The sequence below is a fragment of the Ferdinandcohnia jepli genome (genome assembly GCF_047246645.1).
In the GTDB taxonomy this organism is placed as follows: domain Bacteria; phylum Bacillota; class Bacilli; order Bacillales; family Bacillaceae_L; genus Ferdinandcohnia.
Genome location: NZ_JBFOKR010000009.1, coordinates 13,374 through 31,485, shown reverse-complemented (window position 1 = coordinate 31,485; position 18,112 = coordinate 13,374). Strand labels below are relative to the sequence as shown.

19 protein-coding genes are annotated in these 18,112 nt (G+C 35.5%); 15 read left to right on the top strand and 4 right to left on the bottom strand.

Annotated features, from left to right (window positions below; all coding sequences use genetic code 11):
• The first annotated feature begins 125 nt into the window (after window positions 1-125).
• The 3 genes from AB3M96_RS10780 (at window position 126) to dacB (ending at window position 3,215) form a co-directional block, all read left to right on the top strand.
• Window positions 126-743 carry a DedA family protein gene (locus AB3M96_RS10780; RefSeq protein WP_412967616.1) on the top strand — a complete coding sequence of 206 codons (618 nt, stop codon included), beginning with the start codon at window positions 126-128 and terminating at the stop codon, window positions 741-743.
• 62 nt (window positions 744-805) lie between these two features.
• The gene (locus tag AB3M96_RS10775; RefSeq protein ID WP_412967615.1) at window positions 806-1,636 is read left to right on the top strand and encodes an undecaprenyl-diphosphate phosphatase; all 831 of its coding nucleotides are present in this window, start codon (window positions 806-808) and stop codon (window positions 1,634-1,636) included.
• A 94-nt stretch (window positions 1,637-1,730) separates the two neighbouring features.
• Window positions 1,731-3,215: a D-alanyl-D-alanine carboxypeptidase/D-alanyl-D-alanine endopeptidase gene (dacB, locus tag AB3M96_RS10770; protein ID WP_412967614.1), complete on the top strand. Its 1,485-nt coding sequence runs from the start codon at window positions 1,731-1,733 to the stop codon at window positions 3,213-3,215.
• Window positions 3,216-3,286: 71 nt separating this feature from the next.
• Here the strand turns inward: dacB and AB3M96_RS10765 are convergent, their stop codons facing one another.
• A complete protein-coding gene (locus AB3M96_RS10765) occupies window positions 3,287-3,577 on the bottom strand; it encodes a hypothetical protein (RefSeq protein WP_412967613.1) in 291 nt (96 codons plus the stop codon).
• A gap of 174 nt (window positions 3,578-3,751) precedes the next feature.
• Here AB3M96_RS10765 and AB3M96_RS10760 point away from each other — a divergent pair, with 174 nt between their 5' ends.
• Both AB3M96_RS10760 and AB3M96_RS10755 read left to right on the top strand, forming a co-directional pair.
• The gene (locus tag AB3M96_RS10760; RefSeq protein WP_412967612.1) at window positions 3,752-4,690 is read left to right on the top strand and encodes a DMT family transporter; all 939 of its coding nucleotides are present in this window, start codon (window positions 3,752-3,754) and stop codon (window positions 4,688-4,690) included.
• A gap of 174 nt (window positions 4,691-4,864) precedes the next feature.
• Window positions 4,865-5,590 carry a nucleotidyltransferase domain-containing protein gene (locus tag AB3M96_RS10755; RefSeq protein WP_412967611.1) on the top strand — a complete coding sequence of 242 codons (726 nt, stop codon included), beginning with the start codon at window positions 4,865-4,867 and terminating at the stop codon, window positions 5,588-5,590.
• A 34-nt stretch (window positions 5,591-5,624) separates the two neighbouring features.
• Here AB3M96_RS10755 and AB3M96_RS10750 read toward each other — a convergent pair whose 3' ends face one another.
• Window positions 5,625-5,987, bottom strand: a complete 363-nt coding sequence (locus AB3M96_RS10750) for a VOC family protein (protein WP_412967610.1) — start codon at window positions 5,985-5,987, stop codon at window positions 5,625-5,627.
• A 163-nt stretch (window positions 5,988-6,150) separates the two neighbouring features.
• Between AB3M96_RS10750 and AB3M96_RS10745 the strand changes: the two genes are divergently transcribed.
• On the top strand, window positions 6,151-6,360 hold the full coding sequence (locus AB3M96_RS10745) for a hypothetical protein (RefSeq protein ID WP_412967609.1): 210 nt from the start codon (window positions 6,151-6,153) through the stop codon (window positions 6,358-6,360).
• Window positions 6,361-6,396: 36 nt separating this feature from the next.
• Here AB3M96_RS10745 and AB3M96_RS10740 read toward each other — a convergent pair whose 3' ends face one another.
• Window positions 6,397-6,930, bottom strand: coding sequence for a YceI family protein (locus AB3M96_RS10740; RefSeq protein ID WP_412967608.1), 534 nt, complete (start codon window positions 6,928-6,930; stop codon window positions 6,397-6,399).
• 410 nt (window positions 6,931-7,340) lie between these two features.
• Between AB3M96_RS10740 and AB3M96_RS10735 the strand changes: the two genes are divergently transcribed.
• From AB3M96_RS10735 to AB3M96_RS10720, 4 genes are all read left to right on the top strand, one after another.
• Window positions 7,341-8,111, top strand: coding sequence for a TerC family protein (locus tag AB3M96_RS10735; protein ID WP_412967607.1), 771 nt, complete (start codon window positions 7,341-7,343; stop codon window positions 8,109-8,111).
• A 178-nt stretch (window positions 8,112-8,289) separates the two neighbouring features.
• Window positions 8,290-9,621, top strand: a complete 1,332-nt coding sequence (locus AB3M96_RS10730) for a hemolysin family protein (protein ID WP_412967606.1) — start codon at window positions 8,290-8,292, stop codon at window positions 9,619-9,621.
• A 77-nt stretch (window positions 9,622-9,698) separates the two neighbouring features.
• The gene (locus AB3M96_RS10725; protein WP_412967806.1) at window positions 9,699-10,028 is read left to right on the top strand and encodes an antibiotic biosynthesis monooxygenase; all 330 of its coding nucleotides are present in this window, start codon (window positions 9,699-9,701) and stop codon (window positions 10,026-10,028) included.
• 204 nt (window positions 10,029-10,232) lie between these two features.
• Entirely contained in the window at window positions 10,233-10,871 is a 639-nt protein-coding gene (locus AB3M96_RS10720) for a pyridoxamine 5'-phosphate oxidase family protein (RefSeq protein WP_412967605.1), read from the top strand.
• Between the two features lie 39 nt (window positions 10,872-10,910).
• Here AB3M96_RS10720 and AB3M96_RS10715 read toward each other — a convergent pair whose 3' ends face one another.
• A complete protein-coding gene (locus AB3M96_RS10715; RefSeq protein WP_412967604.1) occupies window positions 10,911-12,254 on the bottom strand; it encodes a sodium-dependent transporter in 1,344 nt (447 codons plus the stop codon).
• 189 nt (window positions 12,255-12,443) lie between these two features.
• Here AB3M96_RS10715 and AB3M96_RS10710 point away from each other — a divergent pair, with 189 nt between their 5' ends.
• From AB3M96_RS10710 to AB3M96_RS10690, 5 genes are all read left to right on the top strand, one after another.
• Entirely contained in the window at window positions 12,444-13,034 is a 591-nt protein-coding gene (locus tag AB3M96_RS10710) for a molybdopterin-dependent oxidoreductase (RefSeq protein ID WP_412967603.1), read from the top strand.
• Between the two features lie 296 nt (window positions 13,035-13,330).
• Window positions 13,331-14,338, top strand: a complete 1,008-nt coding sequence (locus tag AB3M96_RS10705; RefSeq protein ID WP_412967602.1) for an ABC transporter substrate-binding protein — start codon at window positions 13,331-13,333, stop codon at window positions 14,336-14,338.
• A 16-nt stretch (window positions 14,339-14,354) separates the two neighbouring features.
• Window positions 14,355-15,383, top strand: a complete 1,029-nt coding sequence (locus AB3M96_RS10700; RefSeq protein WP_412967601.1) for an ABC transporter permease — start codon at window positions 14,355-14,357, stop codon at window positions 15,381-15,383.
• Window positions 15,358-16,152, top strand: a complete 795-nt coding sequence (locus AB3M96_RS10695; protein ID WP_412967600.1) for an ABC transporter ATP-binding protein — start codon at window positions 15,358-15,360, stop codon at window positions 16,150-16,152. The genes AB3M96_RS10700 and AB3M96_RS10695 overlap by 26 nt, the downstream gene beginning before the upstream one ends.
• 160 nt (window positions 16,153-16,312) lie before the next feature.
• Window positions 16,313-18,058 carry a carbon starvation CstA family protein gene (locus tag AB3M96_RS10690; RefSeq protein WP_412967599.1) on the top strand — a complete coding sequence of 582 codons (1,746 nt, stop codon included), beginning with the start codon at window positions 16,313-16,315 and terminating at the stop codon, window positions 18,056-18,058.
• Window positions 18,059-18,112 lie beyond the last annotated feature (54 nt).

The following is an 18,112-nucleotide window of genomic DNA, read 5'->3' as shown; positions in this document are numbered from 1 at the left end:
TAAACTAGGACAAACATAGATTACAATAGGAAATGCTATGTTAAATGAAAGTCATGTGAGTTTCACAAAAATAACTTTATAGTGGAGTTCTTAAGCAATAGTAGTTTCTTTACTTGGAGGTAACAATGGAAAATAATTGGATAATAGAATTTATGGAGCAATTTGGGTATTTCGGAGTATTTCTAATGATTGCATTAGAAAATGTATTCCCACCTATTCCTTCTGAGGTAATCCTTACATTTGGAGGGTTTATGACAACCTGGACAAATATGACGGTTACCGGGGTAATTATAGCAGCCACTCTTGGATCTGTAGTAGGAGCAGTTATTTTATATGGAGTAGGCTTGCTTCTTGATGTGGAAAGATTAGAAAAAATAGTTGAACGATGGGGACATATCTTACGAGTTACCAAAGAGGATATTCATAAGGCAGATGCCTGGTTTGATAAATACGGGTATTGGACAGTTTTCTTCTGTCGGATGATCCCATTAATTAGAAGCTTAATTTCGATTCCAGCCGGTATGTCAAATATGAAATTTGGTTTGTTTTTACTATTTACAACTCTAGGTACATTAATCTGGAATGTTTTACTAGTATCTATAGGAGCTGCCGTAGGTGAATCATGGGAAGAAATTGTTCATTATATGGACATTTACTCGAATATTACGTACGCACTTATTGCAATAGCAGGTATCGGGTTTCTTATTTTATTCTTCTCAAAGCGTAGATCAAAAACAAGATAATAAATGTTTGTGGGTTTGTCTGAAGATAGAGCCGTAAAAATAACAAAGGAGTCCTTCATAGAATGGAAATTCTTACACTTATAAAAGCAATTATATTAGGTTTGGTAGAGGGTTTAACAGAATTTGCTCCAGTGTCATCAACTGGACACATGATTATTGTTGATGATATGTGGTTACAATCTCAAGAGTTTTTGGGGAAGTATGCTGCAAATACGTTTAAAGTTGTGATTCAGTTAGGATCCATTTTAGCGGTAATTGTAGTTTTTAAGGACCGTTTCATTGATTTACTAGGTTTAAATCGTAAAAAGAAAATTGTTGCTGTAGGTCAAGGACATTTACGTTTAACACATATTATTGTAGGTCTATTACCAGCGGGTATTTTAGGTGTGTTATTTGAGGATGCAATTGATGAATATTTATTTCGCACTGAAACAGTTTTAATTGGGCTAGTTGTAGGTGCCATTTTAATGATCATTGCAGATCGTTATAGTGCAAAACATCCTAATACACAAACTGTAGACCAAATTACGTATAAGCAGGCATTTACTGTAGGCTTGATACAATGTCTATCATTATGGCCGGGCTTTTCACGTTCTGGTGCGACTATTTCTGGTGGTGTATTAACTGGTTTAAGCCATCGTGCAGCCGCAGACTTTACATTCATAATGGCGGTTCCAATTATGGCGGGTGCTAGTGGGATTTCTTTTTTAAAGAATCTAGAGTACTTTGATATGAATGCCTTACCGTTCTTTATTGTAGGATTCATCAGTGCATTTGTTTTTGCATTAATTTCAATTCGTTTCTTCTTAAAATTAATAGATAAAATTAAATTATTACCTTTTGCAATTTATCGTATTGTATTAGCGTTAGTTATCTATATCGTTTTCTTTTAAAAACATCCTTCCAGGATGTTTTTTATTTTTGTGTTCATATAGTTCCTATTTTTGTGTAAAATATGGTAATAATTAGAACTTGTTCGATATAGGGGTGAGAAGGATTAAAACAATAGGTAAACTTCTTATTTTCATATTACTAATTGCTACCATACCTTCAGTAGATGGTAAAAGCGAATCGGTTGAGGCAGTTTCAAATGGAAATAAAGTCATACAGCAATTGCAACAGTTGGTTCAAACCGAACCTAATTTGCAAGGTGCAATTGCTGGAATTAGTGTTCGTTCTGCAAAAACAGGGGAGGTAATATTTGAACATGCTGGTAATGTTCGGTTGCGTCCAGCATCGAATTTGAAGCTATTAACTTCAGCCGCTGCACTTCAATCCTTGGGAGAGAACTATCGATTTTCAACAGAGGTGCTGACAGACGGGAAACTTAAGGGGAATCGTCTAGAAGGAAATTTATATTTAAAAGGAAAGGGAGACCCTACTTTATTACAGTCAGATTTTGATTTACTTGCTAAAAAGCTCAAAAAGTCAGGTATAGAAGTAGTCTTTGGCAACATTGTGGCCGATGACACATGGTATGATGAAGAACGCTATTCAATTGACTTAACATGGAGTGATGAAACATATTACTATGGTTCAGCAGTTTCAGGATTAACAGCATCACCTAATAAAGATTATGATTCAGGGACAGTCATTGTGGAAGTAGGTCCGAGCAAAGAGGTAGGAGAAGCAGCAACTGTCTCAGTTAAGCCTGCTACAAATTATGTAAAAATCACAAATAAAGTAAAAACAGTTGAAGAAAAAGGTAAAAAGGATATAACCATTATTCGTGAGCATGGAACAAATGAAATTACAATAGAAGGTTCAATACCAGTTAAGGCTAGCAGTGTTTCGGAATGGATTGCAATTTGGGAACCCACGGGTTATGCATTAGATTTATTTAAACAATCATTAGCAAAGGAAGGTATACATGTTATTGGTGCTGATGGAATAGGAAATACTCCGGAATCTGCAAGAACAATTGCACAAGACCAGTCAATCCCATTACGAGAATTAGTTGTACCTTTTATGAAACTAAGTAATAACGGTCATGGTGAAACACTAGTTAAAGAGATGGGGAGGATACACAAAAATGAGGGTAGCTGGGAAAAAGGGATTAAAGTAGTAGAAGAGCAACTTGGTAAAATGGGTGTTAATCCAAAAAGTATGCTCATTAGAGACGGTTCAGGAATCTCACATGTAAATCTTGTTTCCGCTAATGACATATCGAAATTGCTATTTTCTGCGCAAAAGCAAAGTTGGTTTCCAGTATTTCTAAATGCATTACCCGTTGCAGGTAATAGTGAACGTATGGTAGGTGGATCACTTAGGTATCGTATGAAATCTCCAGATATGGCTGGTAAAGTAAAAGCCAAAACGGGAACAATTCGAACAGTAAGTGCACTTTCAGGCTACATAGAGACAAGAAACGGCGAGCAATTAATTTTCTCAATACTTCTAAATAACTTAATGGATGATTCATACGGTAAACCGATTGAAGATAAAATTGTGACATTGTTATATGAATACTAAGAACAGGTAAAGACCAAATCATTTTGTGATTTGGTCTTATCTGTTGTAATACTTCTCATTCTATCTTTACATCATGCGGGATCTTTCCATTCATTGATAATTTCCTTAACTTTCTTTTTTTCAATAATGTTAATAGCAAAGTAGGTAATATCATGACTTTTCATTTTCCTTACAGGATGGTGTGATACTCCGTACATATCTCCAAGTACCAAAACATCCTCCATTGTAAAACCAATTAGGATGATCATGGGTTTACCATTACCAGTCCAAGTACCGTTTGTTCCTAAAACAACAGGTAGTGGATTTTCCTTACTCTTTGCATAATTGTAAACCCATTCCTGCTCCGTAATAGTTTTAAACACGATTTAACACATCTTTCGAATACGTATTTGTAAGGTTAGTTTCTTACTCCAAATAGTTTACTATACGAAAATCTCATTCAAAAGTCGTAGAAAATAGTCCATCTAATGCCTGTTACTCGCACTTCGTAATAAGAGTAGTATCAAGATAGAACAAATCAGAAGGAATGTGAGAATATGAAAAGTGGAAACTACTTAGCTTATGCAGGGGCATTAATAAATGCGTTGATTGTAGGACTCTCATTTTTATTTACCAAAACAGCAGTAACAATTTCTACACCGTTGGATACCTTGGCTTTCCGTTTTACGATTGCTTTTCTAACATTATTGTTTTTAATCTTATTTAAATTTGTAAAGGTAGATTTGAAGATAAAATCTTTTTACAAAATCATTCCGTTAACATTGTTTTATCCATCAGCCTTTTTTACATTTCAGGCATTTGGTCTTGAAACTGTACCATCTTCTGAAGCAGGAATTTTGTTTGCAACAATACCTATAATTACAATGCTATTTGCTTCATTGTTCTTGAAAGAGCAAACAACAATCTTACAAAAACTTTCTATTTTTGCTTCAGTATTTGGTGTAATCTATATCTTCGTTATGAAGGGAAGCACAGTTTCACTAACCAATTATTCTGGTATTCTACTATTATTACTTTCATGTATATCATTATCTGGTTACACTGTACTGGCACGTTCCCTTGTAAAGACGTTCAAACCAGCAGAGTTAACATTCTTTATGTTAGGAATTGGTTTTGTTTTCTTTAACATAGCAGCACTTGTAAAACATAGTACAACTAACTCAATTGAATTAATGCTCGAGCCGTGGTCAAATATAGAATTTGTGGTTGCAATATTCTTCTTGGGTTTACTTGCATCATTGGTAACATCTTTTGTTTCGAATTATATTCTCTCTAAAATTAGTGCTTCCCAAATGAGCGTTTTTTCTAATTTGTCTACTGTTGTTTCGATAGTCGCTGGGGTGCTTATCTTGAATGAAAAGATTTATATGTTTCATATTGTCGGATCTGTCCTAATTATATTTGGGGTAATTGGAACGAATATATATAAAGACAAAAAAAGGAAAAAAGTAATGCGTCCTAGAATGATTAATTGATTATACAAAGATAGTTCGTTGGTTATATTTTCATCGGGTTATGAGTATCCAGATGATATTCTGAACACAACGCGAGGTAACTCATCGGGGTAATGAACGCCCACAAGATAGTCCGGTCGCACCCTGAGGTAATTCATAAGGTTATGAGAGCACATTTAAGGAGGTTTGTAAGATTTGTCTACAAATGGCCGTAAGCCCATAGAAACAGCACATCTCTTAATTCAAGAACGTTTCCCAGACTGCCAGGGTGCTATATTAGCAGGAAGTGTAATTCGTGGTGAAGCAACAAATACATCAGATTTAGATATTTTAATATTTGATAATCAATTAAAATCTTCCTTCAGGGAGTCTTTCTATTTCTCAAATTGGCCAGTTGAATTATTTGCACATAACTTAGTATCTTACAAGGGATATTTTATAAGTGACTATAAAAGAGCTAGGCCGTCTTTGCCTAGAATGATTGCAGAGGGGATTGTTCTCAAAGATCAAGGAATCATTCAATCTATTAAGACTGAGGCAAACCTATTATTAGAAAGGGGACCTGAAGCCTGGTCGCAAAAGATAATAGATACAAAGAGATATTTTATTACGGATGCACTGGACGACTTTATAGGTAGTCAGAACAGAGCCGAAGAACTTTTTATTGCCAATACCTTAGCTGAGTTAGTCAGTGAGTTTGTACTACGAACAAATCGCCAATGGATTGGGACATCCAAATGGATTGTGCGTTCATTAAAACAATATGATCCTTTGTTTGCAGAAAAGTTTGTTTATGGGTTCGATACTTATTATCAAAATGGTGAAAAAGAGCTGGTAATTAAATTAGTAGACCAGGTATTAGAGCCATATGGTGGAAGGTTTTTTGAAGGGTTTACTATAGGGAAGGATAAAGGAGAGTAGGTTCCAAAATGAATTCGGAACCTGCTTTTTCATATTATTGTCTCAAAAGAAACTCATTTCCTTCTTCATCCCTAAATGAGACAAAAGTACCCCATTGCATTTCATGTGGTTCACCTAAGAACTCAACACCGTTTGCTTTTAATGTTTGATATGTACTTTTGATATCTTCACACTGGAATACGATGGATGCTTTCATGTTTTCTGATCCTTGCATCATTGACTTCGGATAAATAACTAAACGGGACTCTGCTCCCTGTGGTGCTACTTCTAACCAAAATGCATTTGGACCCATTGGGTGATTTGCGATAACACCAAATCCTACCTTGTCTGACCAAAATGTCTTTGCCTTCTGTTGGTCTTCTACATAGACTGCAACTGTTGCAATTTGTTTTATCATTAGGCTTCTCCTTACTGTGTAGATAAAAGTATATTACTTTTTCCAACGTTTCTGTAATATGTATGTTATACAGTAACTAACTGAAACCTTTTCGTCGGTTAATCGTAATTATACTATATCCATAAATGTGTACGATAGCCATTTTAGGTAAGGTGGTGGTAAGGTGGAGACTTTATTAACAATCCTAATCGGTCTTTTTTTAGTTTTGATGGGTGTTATTATATATAAAAAGAAAGCTCTTTTCTTAGTCAATCTTGTCTTATGGAATGGTGTAACAGGAGATCCTAATTTACTTGCTATGATATTTGGTATTGTGTTTGTGATAGTGGGTATTGTTATAATTTTATTACCTGTTATTCTTTCTATAAAATAGTAGAAGACCTGGAATACCAGGCCTTCTTGAATGGTTTTATTCAGCTTTTTGAGCTTCAACTTCCAGTGAGATTTTAACTTGATCTCCAACTAATACTCCACCAGTTTCTAAAGCAGCATTCCATACTAAACCATAATCACTGCGGTTAATGCTTCCTTCAGCACTAAATCCAACTTTCTCATTACCCCATGGATCCTTCCCTTGACCTTCAAATACAACCTTGAAAGTTTCTTGTTTAGTTGTACCACGGACTGTTAAATCACCAGTAACATCGTATTCACCATCATCTGTTTTCACAATAGTTGTTGATTTAAATGTCATTGAAGGATGATTTTCTACGTCAAAGAAATCAGCTGAACGAAGGTGGTTGTCACGGTCAGCATTCTTTGTGTCAACACTTGCAAGGTCTACTTTAAATTCAATATCAGCTGTTGTTAAATCAGTTGGATCTGCTTCAATAGAAGCTTCAAAGTTTTGGAAAGAACCTTTTACTTTTGCAATCATCATATGTTTTACAGAAAAATCAATACTGCTATGAGATGCGTCTACTGCCCATTTAGCTTTTGTCATTTTAAATCCCCCAAAAAGTAGTTTGTGTTCATTTATCTTAAATTCAAGATAAATAACTTTAAGATAAATTATAGAACCTGAAAAACATATTGTCAATAATAAAATTTTAATTTTTAAAAGCTTTAAGATAAATAATTGATTGACTGAACTTCAAGAATGAAATATAGTATATTTACAGTTAAATATCCCTAAAGGGGAGTAGCTTTTACAACGAAGTCGTCATTTCGGAGTTTTATCTCTCGGCTTTGTTGGCAACCTTACGTTGTTAGCAAGACCTTTACCATAACTAATTGGTAAAGGTCTTTTTGTTTTTAAGCCTTTACCGACTTATGGTAAAGGCTTTTTTCTGTTAGATAGGAGGATAGGCAAGAAAAGTATTAACTAAAAATATAAGAGTTGGGGGATAATCGATGGAATTATCAATATTAGTGGAATACGGGTGGGTATTATTATTATTAATTGGACTGGAAGGGTTATTAGCAGCTGACAATGCTCTAGTGTTAGCAATTATGGTAAAACATTTACCAGAGGATCAACGAAAGCGGGCATTGTTTTACGGACTTGCAGGTGCGTTTGTATTTAGATTTGCATCGCTTTTTGCTATATCATTTCTTGTTAATGTATGGCAGGTACAAGCGATTGGAGCACTATATCTGTTGTTTATAGCAGCAAATCATATCATCCGAAAAATATATATTAAAAAGGAAGAGCAGAAGCATAAAAAGGAAAAGAAAAAATCAGGCTTTTGGGGAACGGTTTTTAAAGTTGAACTAGCTGATATTGCTTTTGCAATTGATTCTATTCTTGCAGCAGTTGCTCTTGCTGTAACGCTACCGAATACAAGCCTACCTAATATTGGAGGTTTGGATGGTGGAAAGTTTTTAGTCATATTTGCCGGGGGCTTAATTGGATTAATTATTATGCGTTTTGCCGCTAATGTCTTTGTTAAGCTGTTAAATTCGCGACCTGGCTTAGAAATTGCAGCATTCCTCATCGTTGGTTGGGTGGGAGTTAAACTCTCTGTTTATACATTATCCCACCCGGAACTGGCAATCCTGCCAGAAGGGTTTGCTAAGTCTCCAGAATGGAAAATTACATTTTATGTGATTTTACTTTTAATCGCTTTAGGTGGTTGGTTGTTGTCAAAGAAAAAAGATGATGGAGTCCAAGAGGGCGTTTGATAGTGGAGGAGTTACCGATGAAGTTGGTAACTCCTTCGCTCTAATTAAGGTATTAGCATAATGAATAAATGATAAGGGGACTTTAAAGAAAAATGGTGAAAATCAATAGGTAAAATTTCTCTCAATTCTTAAAAAACGGTATAGTTAATTTATATAATATTTTAGGGGGTAAGTATCAGTGGTTTTTGAAATTATTGTATTACTATTGTTGATGTTACTAAATGCCTTTTTTGCAGCATCTGAAATGGCATTGGTTTCTTTAAATGATAACAAAGTCAAAATGATGGCCGACAGTGGTGATAAAAAAGCAAAGATGCTTCATAAGTTATTGTCAAATCCTAGCAACTTTCTTGCAACCATTCAAATTGGTATTACACTTGCCGGGTTTCTAGCCAGTGCATTTGCAGCAGGAACATTTGCAGGATACTTATCTGAATGGTTAATAGACATGGGGGTTCCAATACCTTTAGGCTTGATTAACTCAATTTCGGTCGTAGTTATCACATTAGTATTATCGTATTTCACACTTGTTATTGGAGAATTAGTTCCTAAACGACTTGCTTTACAAAAAGCTGAAGCGATTTCTATGATCGCGGTTACGCCATTGACTATCTTATCAAAATTAACTGCTCCGTTTGTAAAGCTTTTGACTCTATCAACAAATGGAATCGTTCGTTTATTTGGTGTTGATCCGAATGCCGAGGATGAAAATGTTACGGAAGAGGAAATACGGATGATGGTCGACGTTGGTAAAGAACGAGGAACTATTCAAGAATCTGAAAAGATGATGATAAATAATATCTTTGAATTTGATAATAAGACTGTTTCCGATATTATGACACATCGAACAAACATTGTTGCAGTTCCACTAGAGTATTCTCTTCAGGAAATTATAAAATTAGTTATGGATGAAAAATATACGCGCTTTCCTGTTTATGATGAAAGTATCGACAAAATTGTGGGTATCTTACATACAAAAGAATTAATACAGTTTGTTGAGAATTGTGAAGATAATACATTTAATCTAAAGGAATTACTCCGTGACCCTTATTTTGTATTAGAATCTAAACATACGAACGAACTCTTCAAGGAAATGCAGAAAAATAATATCCATATGGCGATTGTTATTGATGAATACGGTGGTACAGACGGCATCGTCACAATTGAAGATTTGATTGAAGAAATTGTTGGTAATATTTTTGATGAATATGATGAATATACGATTGCTGATGAAGAAGTTACTCAACTTGATGATAAAACCTACTCAATGGTTGGGACGATCAATCTATACGAAGTGGAAGATATTTTAAAGATTTCGTTACCAACTGATGAATTTGATACATTAAGTGGTTTTATAATTGGTCAGTTGGGTTATATTCCTTCAACAGATTCGTATCCTGAAATTGTTTATGAAAATTATATTTTTAGAGTGGAAGAAATGGATGAAAAACGAATCATGAGAATAATCGTCGTTGAAAAGGATGAAGAGGGAAGCTTAGACAAAAGTTAATAAGATAAAATTTGTTGACACTGATAATCATTATCACTAAAATAAAAAGCAACGTGGTAACGATTGGAGATGTAGATATGTTTGTTCAAATGAGAAAAATGGTGGTTACAGAAGGCAGTTCAGATAAGGTTGTAGAAAACTTCGGTAAAAGAGGACTTGTTGCAGAACAAGAAGGTTTTATAGACCAAACAATTATGGTGAAAAAAGTAAGAAGAGGCGATGAAGAAGTTGTCATCACAACAAGATGGGAATCTGAAGAAAAATGGAAGCAATGGGAAAAAAGTGATGCTCATATCGCTGGTCATAAAGCAAAGTTAGGACAACCTAAACCAGAGTATATCATTGATTCTGAAGGTGGATTGTACGAAGTAAAGGCAGTTAAAACAGCAACAACAAAAACTGTATAACAGAATTAACGCTCCGTGATACGGGGCGTTTTTTTAGCTTAAAGGAGTAAATAATATTTTCCTAAACGCATAAGCACAGTTACGGCTTGCTGTCATCTATAGTCTCTCGGTATTCGCTGAGTTTCCCTCATGCAATATTCCTGTGGATAAATATGGTAGACTGGGAGTTGGAGCATTTCAAGAAATATAACAGGGGTGGGGAAAATGGGTAATCGTTTACGTTTTCAAAAAGAGTTAAAAACGGAGCAGGAATTGCGCGATATAGTTGGTTTTCCAAATGAGTTAGTACGTAACAAATCAATCTCTTTTCTTGATCATAACTGCATAAACTTTATTACTAAATCACCATTTTTAATCATTTCGTCTGCAGATGAATATGGAAACTGTGACGCTTCTCCAAAAGGAGATCAACGAGGTTTTGTCCATGTTTTAGACGAAAAACACCTAGTTATTCCTGAAAGACAAGGAAATAAAAGAATGGACACAATGAGAAATATTCTAACAAACCCCCAAATAGGATTGCTGTTCTTAATACCTGGATTAGAGGAAACCTTAAGAGTAAATGGAAAGGCTACACTTGTAAGAGATGATGACATTTTAGAAAAAATGATTATTAAAGGGAAAAAACCGCTTTTAGGAATTGTAGTAGAGATTCAGGAGTGTTTTATTCATTGTGCTAAAGCATTTAAACGTTCTGAACTTTGGAGTCCTGACACCTGGGAAGACAAAGAAACATTACCTTATGCTGCACAGATTATATTTGAGCATGCCAAGCTTCCAAATACGAGCGTTGAATCCATTAAAAAGGGTCTAGAAGAAAGCTATACCAAAAGACTTTATTAAAGTGAAAATAACCCACGGTTTATCTCCGTGGGTTTTATATTAAATGATACCAACTGTATCCAAGAAAACAATCACAATGACAACAGGCACTACATACCGAATTAACACAAACCACGCATGAAATAGAGTTATCGATAAATTGCTTCCCAGTCTAAGTTCATCAAATAAGGCCTTACGTGGAATCTTAAATGAAACAAATAGTGATATAAGGAACGCGCCTATTGGTAGCAAGATATTACTTACTAAGTAATCTGCTAAATCAAAAATTGATTTGCCAAACAAGTTAACTTCACTTAATATTCCGTACGAAAGAGCAGAAGGTATTCCAATTAAGAAAATACATAAACCAGCAATCCACGCAAAACGTTTTCGTTTTTCTTGGTCACCTTTTGAAAGGGTAGCCACAATAATTTCAAGCATTGAAAAAGCTGAAGTTAACGTTGCGAATAAGAATAAAAGTAAGAAGGCAATCAAAAATAGCATTCCAAAAGGCATCTTACTAAAGACAGTTGGTAGTACATTAAATAAAAGTACTGGACCTGCATTTGGTTCAAGACCAAATGAGAAAACAGCTGGAAAAATTGCCAATCCTGCCAATAAAGCAACAAGAATATTTAAAAATACAATTGAAAATGCAGACTGAACTAAATTTTCCTTTTTAGATAGGTAGGAACTGTACGTTATCATAACAGATGCGCCAACACTTAATGCAAAAAAGGACTGCCCTAGAGCAAATAATATAGTTTCTGAAGTTATGCTAGAAAAATCAGGTTTTAAAAAGAATACAATTCCTTTAGATGCGCCTTTAAGTGTAACTGATCGCATGATAATAAAGATAAAAATAATGAATAGAGCAGGCATCATCCATTTACTTGCTTTTTCAATTCCTGCTTGTACACCTTGTGCAACAACAATAATAGTAATAAGAATAAACAGAAATTGGGCCCCAACCACAAGGATTGGATTTGCAATCGTTTCTCCAAATAGCTCTCCGTACTCGGCTTCAGTTAGTCCGTTTAAATTACCGATAATGCCATTTAAAAGATAAATGATGATCCATCCACCAACAACGCTATAAAATGATAATAAGATATAGTTAGTAACGATACCCAGCCGCCCAATAAAGTGCCAAGAAGTATTTGGTGCTAATTCTTTAAAAGATTGAATCGCATCCTTTTGAGTTTTCCGACCAATAATAAATTCGGCTAATAAGAGTGGTAACCCTATAAGTAATGTAAATATAAGAAATATAAAAAAGAAAATGCCACCGCCACTTGTTCCTGCCACATACGGGAACTTCCATATAGCTCCTAGGCCAATAGCAGAACCTGCTGCGGCTAAAATAAAACTTAATTTTGAAGACCATTGTTCTGATTGCTTCAAAGAAAAAACACCTCATTAATTTTGTGAATTCGTTGCTATAAATAGTTAGTTGGATTTCAATATGTAAAGATAAAAAAAGCAACCCATGAGTTTACATATTACTATAATGCTCATAAACATGTATATACTATTATGTATAATTGCTTGTATTAGTAAAAATTACATTTTTGGGAATAGGTGATGATAGATATGGTAAATGAATTACCTCCAGGCCAATTTGAAACTGATTCCTGGCCGATTTTACATCAAGGGGATATTTATAAGTTTGATGAAGAAACATGGAGTTTCAAGCTGTTCGGAGAAGTAAAAGAAGAAAGAACGGTTACATATCAACAAATCATGAGCTTGCCAAAAGCAATTTCTACGATAGATATGCATTGTGTAACAACATGGTCAAAATTTGGAACAACATTCGAAGGTATTCCGCTTAGAGAACTGCTTACGCTTGTAGATGTTTCAAAGGAAGCGAAGTACATTAAAATTTATGGGTATTATAATGGTGATCCATACGGCTACTCTGCGAATTTGCCGTTGGATGATTTGTTAGGGAATGACGCATTATTTGTATTCCGGTGGAAAGAAGAGGGACAAGATTGGAGAGATATCTCTCCTAAACATGGGTATCCATTACGCTTTATACCTCCTGCTTCCTTCTACCTATGGAAAGGTACAAAATGGGCAACAGGGATTGAATTCATGACCGAAGATTCTGCAGGTTTTTGGGAGGAACTAGGGTACTCAATGACGGCGAACCCATTTAAAGAGGAAAGATACAGATAGTTTTTGTACAGATAGATAAGGTGAAACTTATCTATCTTTTTTTGTACTTTTAATACATGACTTAAACGGTTTTAGAATCCCTTCTTGGGTGTAATCGTGTTTTCTATTGTTCAGATGCTTAATTTTTCTGAAAAATCAATTGACGTAAATCAATGTAGATGATAATATAACGATTAATTACATACACTAACGCTTTTAAGCTTTTATGCTTTAAAGTGTATGTGTACAAACTGATGCTAGCATTGTAAAGAATAGCTAGAACTAGTTAAAGAAAAATAGAGTCCGGGGGGATATGAATGAAAAAATCAAGTAAAGTGATGGGAGTTTTACTAGCTGGTTTTCTTGCATTAGCAGGTTGTAGTAGTGGAGCAGCCAATAATAATGCAGATAGCGGGGATAAAAAGCAATATGTTATTGGGCTTACACAATATGCTCCTCATACATCTTTAGATGCTGCAACTGAAGGATTTAAGAAGGCACTAGAAGATGAAGGATTTAAAGAGGGGGAAAACGTGAAGTACGATTTCCAAAATGCGCAAGGTGAGCAAAGTAATACCGCTACAATCGCACAAAATTTCGTTGGTGATAAAGTAGATCTCATATTTGCCAATGCAACTCCAAGTGCAATGGCTGCACTAAACGCAACAAAGGAGATTCCAATTATCTTTACATCTGTAACTGATCCAGTAGGAGCAAAGCTAGTCGAGGATTTTAATAAGCCAGGTCCTAATATTACAGGAACCACTGACAATCACCCAGAAGCAACTAGTACAACTATAAATTTTATTACGAAAGAATTAGGGGCTAAAAAGATTGGCGTTATCTATAATTCTGGAGAGCAAAATTCAGTTGTTCAAGTTGAAAAAGTGAAAGAACTTGCCGAAAGTGGTGGAGCAGAGCTTGTTGAGGTTTCTGTTTCGAATACATCAGAGGTTAAGCAAGCGGCAGAATCACTTGTAGATCGAGTTGATGCAATCTATATTCCTACAGACAATACAGCTGTTCAAGCATTAGATGCAATTATTTCTGTTGCGAACAATAATAAAATTCCGCTATTTGTTGGGGAGCTAGATTCAATGAAAGCTGGAGCAATTGCTGCAAGTGGTTTTGATTATTTTGATCTTGGATATCAATCTGGTCTTATGGCAGCAAAAATATTAAAAGGTGAGAAAAAGCCTTCCGAAATCCCAGTTGAGCTTCCAAATAGTTTACAACTTGTAATTAATAAACAGGCAGCAGAAGCACAAGGATTAGAAATTAAACCTGAATGGGAAGAAATTGCTGACATCTACGAAGGAGAATAAGAGAGGATGATTCAACATGTTTACAGCGGTTTTTGGGGCATTTGAATCAGGAATCATCTATGCCATTATGGCAATTGGTGTTTACCTGTCATTCCGTGTACTTGATTTTCCAGACTTAACAGTAGACGGCAGCTTCGTAACCGGAGCTGCTGTTTCTGGTATTTTAATTGCTGGAGGAACAAATCCTTTTATTGCGACCTTGCTCGCATTGGTTGCTGGGTTTGTTGCAGGTAGTATTACTGGCTTAATTCACACGGTTGGAAAAATAAATGCTTTACTATCCGGAATATTAATGATGATTGCCCTATATTCAATCAATCTGAGAATTATGGGGAAATCAACAGTCTCTCTATTAGGTATTGATACATCATTTACTCATGTATCAAATGTATCATCTTCAACTGGTATTGATACATTCTTTAACTCACTGTTATCAACAATAGGATTAGGGGATAGCCCACCAACAACATGGGGTATTTTACTATTTATGATTGTTGTTACATTTATTATTAAGATTTTAGTAGACTTGTTTCTCCGGACAGAAATTGGCCTTGCTGTTAGAGCTACAGGAGACAATAAACGAATGATTCGCAGTTTTTCTGCGAACACAAATATTATGACAATACTTGGACTGGGTTTATCAAATGCGTTAGTAGCTTTTTCAGGTGCTTTAATTGCGCAACAAGGTGGATTTGCTGATGTTGGCATGGGGATTGGTATGATTGTAATCGGCTTAGCCTCTGTTATTATCGGGGAGGCTTTATTTGGAACAAAGACAATTGCGAGAGCAACTCTTGCGGTAATTGGCGGAGCGATTATTTATCGTATCGTTGTGTCACTGGCATTACGTGTCGATTTCTTACAGCCTGGTGATATGAAGCTAATTACTGCTTCTATTGTAATAATTGCTCTCGTACTTCCAAAAATATTGGATGGTACACGTGATAAAAGAAGAAGAGCTAAAAGACAACGTGAAATTGTAAATGTTCATGTCCATTCTGAGCGAAAGGGTGAGGCGAATGCTACAGTTAAATCAAATTCATAAAATATTTAATGAGGGAACGCCTGATGAAAAGATAGCTCTTGATTGGACAAATCTGACGCTGCAGCAAGGAGACTTCGTGACAGTTATCGGAAGTAACGGTGCAGGAAAGTCTACATTAATGAATGTAATTTCCGGTGTTTTAATTCCAGATGCTGGTACAGTTTCGATTGATGGAAAAGACGTTACATTCTTATCAGAATACAAACGTGCAAGATTAATTGGAAGAGTGTTTCAAGATCCAATGGCTGGTACAGCCCCTAATATGACAATTGAGGAAAACCTTGCAATGGCTTATTCTCGTAATAAAAATAGAACATTGCGAAAAGGTGTTACGAAAAAACGTAAGGATTATTTTAAGGAAGTACTAGAGACACTTCACTTAGGATTAGAGAACCGATTATCAGCAAAGGTAGGTTTATTATCGGGTGGGGAAAGACAGGCTTTATCTTTATTAATGGCTACTTTTACCGAACCAGCAATTTTGTTACTGGATGAGCATACTGCTGCACTCGATCCTGCCCGTGCTGAATTAATAACACAATTAACAAAAAAAATTGTAGAAAAATATAATCTTACAACATTAATGGTTACACATAATATGCAACAAGCATTAGATTTAGGAAACCGTCTTATTATGATGGATAAGGGCCAAATTATCTTGGAAGTAGACGAAAACGAAAAGAAAAATCTAACAATTGATCAACTTTTAAATGAATTTCAAAGAATTAGAGGTTCAAAGCTTGCAAATGATAGAGCTTTGCTAACATGATAGGGACTGAAAAAGTCCCTTTTCCTTTGTTCTTTTGTCGATTTTTGAATATATAGATTCTTTAGATAATTATATTGACAACGCTTACAAATGGCGGTTAACATAAAAAAGAGCATCAAAGTTTAAGACCTACTAATAAAAAAGTATTGGAGGGATTTACTTGAGTGCAATTTGGTTAGCTGTCTTTGGAACAGTCGTATTTATTTTGGGTTATCGGTACTATGCGAAGTTTGTGGCAGAGAAAATCTATCGGCTAGATGCAAATTTTGTAACACCTGCCCATGAGTTTAATGATGGAGTTGACTTCGTACCAACAAAGAAAACGGTTTTATGGGGACATCACTTTACTTCAGTTGCTGGTGCTGCACCTATCGTTGGACCGGCAATAGCGGTTTATTGGGGCTGGGGTCCAGCTTTGTTATGGGTAGTATTAGGTACTGTATTTGCTGCTGGTGTGCATGATTTTGGAACGCTTGTCCTTTCGGTGAGAAATAAAGGACAGTCAGTAGGTACACTTGCCGACAAGTTAATCGGTAAGCGAGCAAAGCTATTATTCTTATTTATTATTCTGATTCTTGTGTTGATGGTAAACGCAGTATTTGCTTGGGTTATTTCAAATCTATTTATTAAATTCCCAGCAAGTGTAATTCCGGTGTTTATTGAAATTCCACTTGCAATTTGGATCGGATATGCCGTTTATAAGAAGAAGGGAAGTATGTTGTTCCCATCTATAGTCGCTCTTATTGTCATGTACGGTTCTGCTGTGCTAACGAGTAAAGTACCTGCACTACAGATTGATTTGGTAAGCTATTTTGGTGGAGCAGAAGCAACGACATTGTTTGGGTTAAATGGTGTATCAATGGCGTTTTTTGTTTGGATTATAATTTTAATGGTATATTGCTTTTTTGCTTCTACTCTTCCTGTTTGGAAACTACTACAACCTAGAGATTATATAAATTCCCATCAATTAGTTGTTGGTTTGGGTATTATGTATCTAGGTTTAATATTTTTGAACCCGGAAATTGCAGCTCCGATGATGAATGGTGATGCTGCAGATAAATCCTGGTTACCTCTAATGTTTATAACAATTGCCTGTGGAGCAATCTCTGGTTTCCATGGCCTTGTATCCTCGGGGACTTCCTCAAAGCAGTTAGATAAAGAGACAGACGCTAAATTCGTTGGTTACTTTGGTGCTGTTGGAGAAGGTTTCTTAGCTTTAATTTCAATTATTGCTTGTGTAACTTTATTTGCGAACGCTGGTGAATTTAAGGAAGCATACAATAGTTTTGCTGCCGCAAACTCAGGTGGATTAGGAAACTTCATTGCTGGTGGTGCTCAGTTAGCAACAGGTATTGGGATTCCAGCAGATATTGCTGCAACAATTATAGCAATAATTGTAGTTAGCTTTGCTGCTACTACACTTGATTCTTCCGTTCGTTTGATGAGATATATCATTGCAGAGTTAGGTGCCGAATACAAAGTACCTTCACTTCAAAAAGCAAACGTTGCAACTACAGTTGCAGTTGTTACAAGTGCTGCATTGGTTCTTTTACCGAAAGGACCAAATGGTTTCGGGTCAGGTGGATATGTACTTTGGCCATTATTCGGAACTTCAAATCAACTACTTGCGGCGATCAGCCTACTTTTAATCTCTGTTTGGTTAAAACGTCAAGGTAGAAATTACTTAGTAACTATTATTCCGATGGTTTTCCTTCTAGTAATGACTGTTTGGGCAATGGTGCAACAGGTAGTCTTCGAATGGTCAGGTGCAGGTTCAACGGATGCGAATATGCTGCTCTTTATTCTTGGTAGTATCATTTTAATATTTGCGATTTGGATTGTATTAACGGCATTTAGAGAATTAAATAAAAAAGACAAACCGCCAAACTTGGATGCAAATATGTAATTACCTAGTAAAGGAACCCGGTTATATCTGGGTTTCCTTTTTCACTTATGAAAA

Coding starts and splice junctions, on each gene's coding strand:
- AB3M96_RS10780 (WP_412967616.1), top strand. CDS start 126: ATGGAAAATAATTGGATAATAGAATTTATGGAGCAATTTGGGTATTTC.
- AB3M96_RS10775 (WP_412967615.1), top strand. CDS start 806: ATGGAAATTCTTACACTTATAAAAGCAATTATATTAGGTTTGGTAGAG.
- AB3M96_RS10760 (WP_412967612.1), top strand. CDS start 3,752: ATGAAAAGTGGAAACTACTTAGCTTATGCAGGGGCATTAATAAATGCG.
- AB3M96_RS10750 (WP_412967610.1), bottom strand. CDS start 5,987: ATGATAAAACAAATTGCAACAGTTGCAGTCTATGTAGAAGACCAACAG.
- AB3M96_RS10740 (WP_412967608.1), bottom strand. CDS start 6,930: ATGACAAAAGCTAAATGGGCAGTAGACGCATCTCATAGCAGTATTGAT.
- AB3M96_RS10735 (WP_412967607.1), top strand. CDS start 7,341: ATGGAATTATCAATATTAGTGGAATACGGGTGGGTATTATTATTATTA.
- AB3M96_RS10725 (WP_412967806.1), top strand. CDS start 9,699: ATGTTTGTTCAAATGAGAAAAATGGTGGTTACAGAAGGCAGTTCAGAT.
- AB3M96_RS10720 (WP_412967605.1), top strand. CDS start 10,233: ATGGGTAATCGTTTACGTTTTCAAAAAGAGTTAAAAACGGAGCAGGAA.
- AB3M96_RS10710 (WP_412967603.1), top strand. CDS start 12,444: ATGGTAAATGAATTACCTCCAGGCCAATTTGAAACTGATTCCTGGCCG.
- AB3M96_RS10705 (WP_412967602.1), top strand. CDS start 13,331: ATGAAAAAATCAAGTAAAGTGATGGGAGTTTTACTAGCTGGTTTTCTT.
- AB3M96_RS10700 (WP_412967601.1), top strand. CDS start 14,355: ATGTTTACAGCGGTTTTTGGGGCATTTGAATCAGGAATCATCTATGCC.
- AB3M96_RS10695 (WP_412967600.1), top strand. CDS start 15,358: ATGCTACAGTTAAATCAAATTCATAAAATATTTAATGAGGGAACGCCT.